Source organism: Campylobacter sp. US50a, assembly GCF_004379015.1.
In the GTDB taxonomy this organism is placed as follows: domain Bacteria; phylum Campylobacterota; class Campylobacteria; order Campylobacterales; family Campylobacteraceae; genus Campylobacter_D; species Campylobacter_D jejuni.
Genome location: NZ_RYYJ01000099.1, coordinates 1 through 267 on the forward strand (window position 1 = coordinate 1; position 267 = coordinate 267).

The 267-nt window shown below is 35.2% G+C and carries 1 pseudogene; it reads left to right on the forward strand.

The features are described 5' to 3' along the window. Positions 1-267, forward strand: a pseudogene (locus ELQ11_RS09800) (polysaccharide export protein); the annotation flags it as partial.

Genomic DNA, 267 nt, shown 5'->3' on the forward strand with positions numbered 1-267 from the left:
TTTTAGAAGTGGCGATGTGGTTTTGGTGGGCAATGTCCAAAGTTATGTTTTTGTAAATGGAGATGTGCAAAGACCGTTTCGCTTTGAGCTTGTAAATGATATTAAAACTTTATTTGATTTAGCCCGCGTAGCAGGCGCCAAACCTATAGTAACTAATGCGATACTAAGAAGTTATGGAAATGATCATAAGCTTGAAGTAAGTGCTTATAATAAAATGCAATTTTCTAAAGTTTTATTAAAAACGGGTGATGAGGTGCAGTTTAATCC